Genomic DNA, 9,398 nt, shown 5'->3' with positions numbered 1-9,398 from the left:
ATCGAACGCCGCCCACACGACACCGCCACCGCATCCGGGCACCGCAACACCTGCCCACCAAACAACACCGGAATCGACTGCGCGGCCACCTGCGGCGCAACCAAGGCACCTCGGTTGCCCCACACATCCAGCCGCTCACGCTCGTCCTCAGCCAACAATCCGACCGAAGACAACCGCCGCGACGGATCAGCCGCCACCGCAGCCAACACCCGCTCGAACAGTCCGGCCAAGGCATCCACCGATGCAGGATCGAATACATCGGTGTCGTAATCGAAGCGCAGGCCGAGCTGGTCACCCGGGTTCGCCTGCACGGTCAAGGGATAGTGCGTGTACTCGTGGGTGACAATGTCGGTGACGTTCAAATCCTCCGCTTCGAACGATGCGGCGGTACCCAGCGGGTAGTTCTCGAAGACGAACAGGGTGTCGAACAGCACTTGGTGCCCCGTCGCGCGGTGAATCTCGCTGAGGGCCAGGTGTTGGTGTTCCAGTGTGTCGCTGTAGTCCCGCTGCAATTGGCCGAGCAGGTCAACCGCGGTGGTCGCAGCGGTGGCCGTCGCGCGTACCGGAACGGTGTTGATGAGCAGGCCTACCATCGAGTCCGCTCCAGCGAGTTCAGATGACCGCCCGGCCACTGTGACGCCGAAAACGACGTCATTCCGCCCCGTCAGCGACATCAGCACCTGCGCCCACGCGGCCTGCAACACGGTGTTGAGGGTGGTGCGATGCGAACTTGCCATCCGGTCGACCGCAAGGGTGGTCGACCTCGGGATACGGAACATCGCGACGCTCCGCTTACCCGACTGCGGCCGGTTCATGGGGCTGACCAGAGTCGGGGTGTCGAAGCCTGACAACACCCGACGCCACACCGCTTTCGCGGCCTCTTGATCCTGCTCGTACAGCCAGGTGACGAATCGCCGGTAGGGCGCGGCAGCGGGCAGCCGCTGCTTGAAATAGCCGGCGAAGATCTCCCGGGTGAGGATGGGAAGTGACCAGCCATCCATCACGATGTGGTGGTTTGTGAGCACGAGCCGATGCCTGCCGTCGGCCAGCCGTATGAGAACCACTCGGAAAGCCGGCTCCTCGGCTAGTTCGCATACCGCTTCGCGTTCGGTGGCGCACAGGCGCTCGATACGGTTGTCCACATCGACGATTTCCGGCCCGAACTCGACGTAGCGCCACGCCGCGACCGGATCCGCCGGGATGACCTGTACCGGCTCGTCGAAGTCTTGACGGAACCTGGCGACCAAGTGCGGGTGTCGCCTCACAACGAGCTGTACGGCATCACGCAGGCGCTCAGGATCCAACGGACCGTCCACGGTGAAATCAAGCTGCACCGCATAGGCGTCGTCACCCGCACCTTGCACCGTCCGCGCGTGGAAGAGTAGGCCGTGCTGCAGCGGGGTCAGCGGCAAGACGTCGGCGATCTGAGATTGACTTTCCAGTTCATCGATTTGCTGTTGCGTGAATTGCAGGGGAGCGATGTCGGACGGCGTGAGACCGCCTCCACCGTTCTGTACGTACTGGCAGATGCCCGCCAGGGCCTCGCACCACAGGGTACTGAGCTTCGTGACATCGGCCTCGTTCAAAACCGTTGGCGCCCAGATCCAGTCGGCGTGCAGCACCGGGCCGCTTTCGGTGTCGAGAGTTCCCGCGTTGAGCGCTATGGAGTGCGCCAACGGCATCGGCACCGATGAGGCCGAACTCGCGAGGGTCATCCCGTCCTCGCTTATCCGCCAAAAGTCATCGTCTATGTGGACGTCCAGCGCCGAGGTCCCCTGACGGCCGAGGTAATTGAACCCGATCACCGGATCCTCGCCGGACAGCTCGACTTCCGTGTTCACATATCGGAGCAATCCGTATGTCAAACCGTCAGGCAACGCGCGCAGCTGTTCCTTCGCCGACTTGATGATCGAACCCAACGCGTCGTCACCGGCAGTAACCTGCTCCCACGACAACTCGCCGACGGACACAACCGCGGGGTGCTTGGCGGTGAACCAGCCCACCGTACGTGACAGATCCACACCGGGATCGAGGTCCTCAACCCGACCGTGGCCTTCTACGTCGATACCGATCGGCGCGGCCCCCGTACCGAGGAACTCCGCGAACGCCAGACCGAACGCTATCAGCAGGATGTCCTGCACGCCGGCGTGAAACGCTGCGGGTACGCGCCCCAGCAACATTCGGGTCGAATCCGTGTCGAGCGACGCGACCAGGTGGCCCGCGCTCGCGAGCGTATCGACGTTTGGCGTTGGCGCCGCCAACGTTGCAGGCATCGTCGTGATACGGCGCCACGTCTCGGCCTGCCCGACCACCTCGGGAGCGTAAGCGTGCTCCGCGAGCAGATCCGACCACCTGGCGAACGACGTACCCGTGACCGGCAACATCACGGGTTGACCCGATTTGTGTTGCGCCCAAGCAATATTGATGTCCTCGAAGAGGATCCGCCAAGAGACAGCATCCACCGCGAGATGGTGGATCATCAGGATCAGCTGGTTGGTTTCAGACAGCCAGACCGCACTCAGCATGGTCCCGGCCCAAGGATCCAATCGGGACCGAGCCGCCGCGAGGGCATCGTCGGAAAGAACTCCGACGGTCGACAAGCAGTCTTGCGCGCGCACCGATCCCGCTTCGGGAACGCTCAACGACCAGTCACTGCGGTTCCCGGATATCCGTAACCGCAACATCGCATGCCGATCGAGAAGCGCTTGCAATATCGCCACCACGTCGGGCTCGGTGACCTCGCGAGGCGCTTGAACCACTACGGCCTGGTTGAAATGATCGACTCCGTCGCCGATCTCTCGGAGCCAGTGGATGATCGGAGTCGCAGACACCGACCCGACACCTTCGTCAACCACCCCTGTGCCGGCATCGACCATCTCGACCACCCGGGCCAGTCGCGCCACGGTCTGCTCGACGAAGATGTCACGCGGCCGAAGGCGCAGTCCGACAGCGCGCGCCCGAGCTACCACCTGCATCGAGAGAATGCTGTCGCCACCGAGGTCGAAGAACGAGTCGTCGACGCCCACCTGCTCGACTCCGAGCACCTGGGCGACGATGCCCGCGAGGAGGTCCTCGACCGCATTGGTCGGAGCTCGATACTCCTCGCCGGCAACATAATCGGGTGCGGGCAGAGCTCTGGTGTCAAGCTTGCCGTTCGGGGTGAGCGGGAAGGCGTCCAAAACCATCACCGCGGCAGGAACCATGTACGGCGGCAATTTTTCCACCAGTACCGACCGGATTGCGGCGGGCTGCGCGTCACCGATCACGTACCCGACGAGCCGCTTGTCACCCGCGCGATCCTCGCGGGCGATCACGATCGCCTGATCCACCCCATCAACTTGCGTCAGGGCTGCCCGGACCTCACCGAGCTCGATCCGATATCCACGGATCTTCACCTGTTCGTCGGCACGACCGATGTATTCCAGATCCGTTCCGCGCCAACGCACCAGGTCGCCGGTGCGATACATGCGCGTTCCGTCGGAAGCAAATGGACACGCAATGAACCGCGACGCCGTCAAGGTCGGGCGACCGAGATAGCCCACCGCAACGCCTGCGCCGGCCACATACAGTTCACCGATCACACCTGTTGGCGTCGGACGGAGATACTCGTCGAGGACGAACAGTGCCGTGGTGGATACCGGCGCACCGATCGGTGCAGTTCCGGATCCGGCTACCAACGGTGCACTCATCGACGCGTAGACGGTGGCCTCCGTCGGGCCATAGGCATTGATGACCACCCGTCCAGGGGCCCACTGGTCGACCACTTCCGCGGTGCAGACCTCACCGCCGAGAAGCAACGCGACGGACTCCAGACCTTCGGTAGACAGTGCGATCGCCGCCGAGGGGGTCTGCGTCAGCACGTTGACCTGTTCCCTGACCAGAAGGGCGTGGAAGTCCTCGGGCGACCTCGTCACCGACTCGGGTACCACGACGAGGCGGCCGCCGCCAAGAAGTGCAGCCCAGATCTCCCACACCGAGTAGTCGAACCCGTACGAATGGCACTGCGTCCAAACCTGTTCGGACGGCAGATGCTCAGGTGACGAGGTAACAAGATGCGCAACGTTGCGGTGAAGCACGGCGACCCCTTTGGGGACACCGGTGGTGCCGGAGGTGTAGATGATGTAGGCGATGTCGTCCGCACGCGGCACCGGCGGCGGAGTCACGGCCTGCCCGTCGAGCCGTGGATCGCCGACGTCGATGATCGGCCCGACGAATTCCTCCAACCGGTGAGTCAGATCGGCTGTCGTCACCGCTGCGGACGGGGCCGCATCGGTCAGCATGAACTTCAGCCGCGCCTCGGGATGGGCAGGGTCGATAGGCAAGTACGCCGCGCCGGTTCTCAACACCGCCAGCATCGCCACGATCGCCTCGAGAGAACGGTTGAACAGCAGTGCCACACACTGTCCCGGGCCGACATTTTGGGCGACGAGTAGGTTGGCCATTCGGTTGGCCGCCTCGTCAAGTTGTCGATAGGTCATCCGGCGGTCGCCGTCCACCACAGCCACCGCCTGGGGTGCCCGGGCCACCTGTGCGTCGAACAGCTCGGGCACGGAAACCCCGACTTGCCGAGCACCGTCCAACACCGCCCGGTTACTGAGGTCGGCCATCTGCGCGTGGTCAGCGGCATCGAGCACATCGATCGACGACACACGACGATCAGGGTCGGCCGCGATCGCGGTGAGGACGTGTTGCAGCCTTTGCATCAGCTTTTCCACCGAGGCCGCGTCGAACACGTCTGTCCGGAATTCCACGGCCCCGCCGATTCCCGCCGGCTCCCCGTCTTCGCTCCAACGCTCAGATAGGTTGAGCGACAGGTCCATCCGTGCGCTCTGTGTCTCCGCCGGTAGTTGAGTGACCTCGAGATCGCCCAGGCTCAATGCATTGAGACCACCGTTCTGGCCCGCGAAGTTCTGCCAAGCCAACATCACCTGGACGAGCGGATGGTGAGCCATCGATCGGGTCGGGTTCAGCTTCTCGACCAGTACCTCGAACGGGACATCCTGGTGTTCGTAGGCAGCCAGGCTGCGCTGGCGCACCTGGCTCAACAGCTCGGCGACGGTCGGATCACCACTGAGATCAAGCCTCAGGACCAACGTGTTGACGAAGAAGCCAACGAGGTCGTCGAGAGCCGGATCGCTCCGCCCCGCGATCGGGAAGCCGACGGCCACATCCGGAGTGGAGCTCAAGCGGGACAACAGAACCGCCAATGCCGCCTGCATCACCATGAACGTCGTGGCCTGATGCTGCCGCGCGACCTCGCGCACCTGTTGCTGCAGCGGCGCAGGCCATTCGACCAGCACGTTCGCGCCGTGCTGATCAGCGATCGGGGGATACGGGCGATCGGTTGGGAGTTGCAGCCGCTCCGGCATTCCGGACAGCGCTGCTTCCCAATAGGCCAGCTGAGCAGCGATCTGGCTGGCGGTGTCGTCGAGCTCACCGAGCTGATGCCGCTGCCACAGCGTGTAATCCACGTACTGCACGGGCAGTGGTGACCACGTCGGCGTCGCTCCCTGAGCCCGTTGCTGGTATGCGACACCCAAATCCGTCACCAACGGGGCGATCGACCGGCCGTCCGCGGCGATATGGTGCACCACGCCCACCAAGACGTGCTCGTCCTCAGTAACGCGGAACAGCGTTGTGCGCACCGGAATCTCGGTTGCCAGGTCGAACGCATGGCCTGCCGCGGCACCGATCGCCTCACGCAAATCCGACTCGGTCCAGCCGTCGGCACTGACCACCTGCCAATCCGGCTCGCCCTGGCCGACGGGAACCACATGCTGCCGAGGGATACCGTCCACGGCCGGGAACAATGTGCGCAGAGTCTCATGTCGCGCAACCACATCCGCGAACGCGGAACGCAGCGCCTCGGTGTCGAGCTGCCCGGTCAAGCGCAGCGCCACCACCATGTTGTACACCGGTGACGGGCCCTGGAGCTGATCCAAAACCCACAGTCGCTTCTGAGCGAACGACAGCGGGACCACATCCGGTCGCGTGTCGGCCGGCTTCAACGGCTCGAGTCCTCGGTTTACGCCGTCTATGCGCGCGACCAGGCCGGCCACCGACGGCGCCTCGAAGAGATCGCGCACGCTGAGGTTGACGTCGAGCGCCTTGTTGACAGCGGCGATCAACCGCATGGCCGAAAGCGAATCGCCGCCCAGCTCGAAGAACGAATCGTCAACTCCGATCCGCTCTGTGCCCAGGATCTGGGCATAAGCGCCCGCCACGAGTTCCTCCAGCGCGTTGGCCGGAGGCCGGTACCGGTCACGGTCGCCGTATTCGGGCTCCGGCAGACTCTTTCTGTCGAGTTTGCCGTTGGGCGTCAGAGGAACAGAGTCCAGGACGACGATCGCCGCCGGCACCATGTAGGACGGCAGACGTTCGGCCAATGCAGCGCGCAATTCGGCTGGGTTCACGCTACCGGTGACATAACCGACCAACCGCGTGTCACCAGGAGAATCCTCACGGGCGATCACGATCGCTTGGTCGACTCGTTCCAGATCGGCGAGCGCACTCTGGACATCGCCAAGCTCCACGCGGAATCCGCGAATCTTGACCTGCTCGTCAGAGCGGCCGAGATACTGCAGCTGGCCGTCGGTCCCCCACCGCACCAGATCGCCGGTGCGATACATCCGCTCGCCCGTGCCCTCAAACGGACACGCCACAAACCGGGACGCGGTCAGGGGACCACGTCCGAAATAACCTGCGGCTACTCCCCGGCCAGCCACATACAACTCACCGATGACGCCGGGAGGAACCGGCCGCAGGAAACGATCCAGCACAAAGAACGCCGCCCCAGGCACCGGCGAACCGATCGGCACAACAACCGATCCCGATGTCAACGGTGTGCTGAAGGACGTATACCAGGTTTCGGTCGGACCGTAACCGTTGATCATCAATCGGCCGGGTGCCCACCGATCGGCGACCTCCACCGGGCAGGCTTCCCCCGCCACCACTACCGCAACCGACTCCAATCCGTCTGTCGGGAGCAAGCGCAACGCCGAGGGCGTCTGATTGAGAACGTCAACGCGCTCACGGCGGATCAAGGCGTGAAAGTCCTCCGGCGCATGGGCGACCGATTCGGGGACGACCACCAGTCGTCCGCCACTGAGCAGCGCGCCGAAGATCTCCCACACCGAGACGTCGAAGGCCAAGGAGTGCCACTGGGTCCACACTCCTCCGGGGCGCACACCGATTTCGACCGACTCAAGCAGTTGAGTCACATTTCGATGCGGCACTGCCACACCTTTGGGGACGCCCGTGGTCCCAGAGGTGTAGATGATGTACGCGAGATCGTCCGGCTCCGGCGCAGGCAATGGCGTTGCGGGCTGGGTTCGGACGCGCGGGTCGTCGATGCGGATGACCGTTGCACCGGAACTTGCCAGCCGATCGGCCAGTTGGGCCGTGGTGATGACCGCGACCGGGGCAGAATCACCGAGGATGACCTCGACGCGGCTGTCGGGGTGTGCGGGGTCGAGTGGCACATAGGCTGCACCGGTTTTGAGCACGGCGAGGATCGCCACGACGGCATCGTCCGAGCGGTTCATCAACAGCGCGACACGGCGTCCCGGGCCGGCGCCGTGGCCGACGAGCAGATGCGCCAACCGATTCGACGCTTCGTCCAACTCCCGGTAGGTCGTCGAGCGCTGCTCGAAGGACATCGCCACCGCTTCGGGGCACCGCGCTGCCCGTTGAGCAAATGACGCCGGAATCGAGGGCGTGTGCGGTTCCGGTGCGGTCAGTACCGCGAGGTTTCCGAGGCCCTCGAGGTGCGCATGCTCGTCGGCGGTGACCACATCGATTCCCGAGATCCGCTGCGCCGGCTCAGCTGTCACCGACGCCAGGATTCGTTCGAGGCGGGTTACCAGTTGTTCGATGGTGGTGGGGTCGAACACGTCGGTGCGGAACTCGACTGCGCCGCTGATGCCGGCGGGTGCACCGTCGTCGGTCCAGCGTTCGTTGAGTGAGAACGTCAGATCCATGCGCGCGGTTTGGGTGTCGGCGTGCAGCGGGCTGACCTCGACATCGCCCAGCGTCACATCGCTGTCCACACCCCGGCCGGCGAAGTTCTGCCAGGCCAACAACACCTGCACCAACGGATGGCGAGACATCGACCGACCCACATTGAGCCGATCCACCAACACCTCAAACGGCACATCCTGATGATCGAACGCCGCCAAACTCCGCGCCCGCACCTGACCCAACAACTCCACAAACGTCGGATCACCCGACAAATCAGCACGAAGAACCAACGTGTTGACGAAAAAACCCACCAACTCATCAAGCGCGGGATCATTACGGCCAGCGATCGGAAACCCAACCGCCACATCATCGCTGGCACTCAACTTGCCCAACAACACCGCCAACGCCGCCTGCACCACCATGAACGTGGTCGCACCCTGCTCGCGGGCCACCTCAACCACCCGCCGCTGCAGTTCAGCCGGCCACTGCACCTCCACCGTGGCACCACGATGATCGGCCACCAACGGATAGGGCCGATCAGTCGGCAACTCCAACTGCTCAGGCAACCCCGCCAACGCATCACGCCAAAACGCCAACTGCACACCAATACGACTCGCAGCATCATCCAAATCACCCAGCTGCGCACGCTGCCACAACGTGTAATCCACATACTGCACCGGCAACGGCGACCACCCCGGCACCCCACCAGACACCCGAGCCCGATACGCCCGAGCCAAATCAGCCACCAACGGCGTCACCGACCACCCATCAGCCGCAATATGATGCACCACCCCCACCAACACAAACTCCGTGTCAGACACCGCAAACAGACGGGCCCGCAACGGAATCTCACGCGTCAAATCAAACGCGTAACGCGCCGACTCACCAACCGCCCGCTCCAACCGCTCAGCCGACCAGCCCGACGCATCAACCAGCTCCCACCCCACCTCAGCCACATCAGCGCCCAACACCACCTGCTGCGCCACACCATCAGCCGCCACAAACAACGTCCGCAGACTCTCATGACGCGCCACCACATCACCCAGCGCCGACCTCAACGCCCCCACATCAAGCCGACCCCGCAACCGCAACCCAATCGCCATGTTGTACACCGGCGACGGACCATGCAACTGCTCCAAAAACCACAACCGACTCTGCGCAAACGACAACGGCACCACCGCAGGCCGCTCCACAGCAACCAACGGCCCCAAACCACCGGCCCCATCCCCCACACGACACGCCAACTGCGCCACCGACGGCGACTCAAACAACGCCCGAACCGAAACCCCCACACCCAACGCCGAATTCACCGCCGCGATCACCCGCATCGCCGACAACGAATTACCACCAAGATCAAAGAAGGAGTCATCGACACTGACCTGATCCAGACCCAACACCTGGGCATAAATCCCGGCCAAAATCTCCTCAGTGGCATTCGA

The 9,398-nt window shown here is 63.9% G+C and carries 1 protein-coding gene; it reads right to left on the bottom strand.

The annotated features are described in order from the left end of the window. On the bottom strand, nucleotides 1-9,398 hold a 9,398-nt coding region (locus tag AWC31_RS19865), incomplete at both ends, for a non-ribosomal peptide synthetase (protein ID WP_133060189.1).

The sequence above is a fragment of the Mycolicibacterium wolinskyi genome, assembly GCF_002101965.1.
Lineage (GTDB): Bacteria > Actinomycetota > Actinomycetes > Mycobacteriales > Mycobacteriaceae > Mycobacterium > Mycobacterium wolinskyi.
The sequence above is the reverse complement of the archived record's forward strand: the minus strand, read 5'-3'. Positions and strand labels throughout refer to the sequence as shown.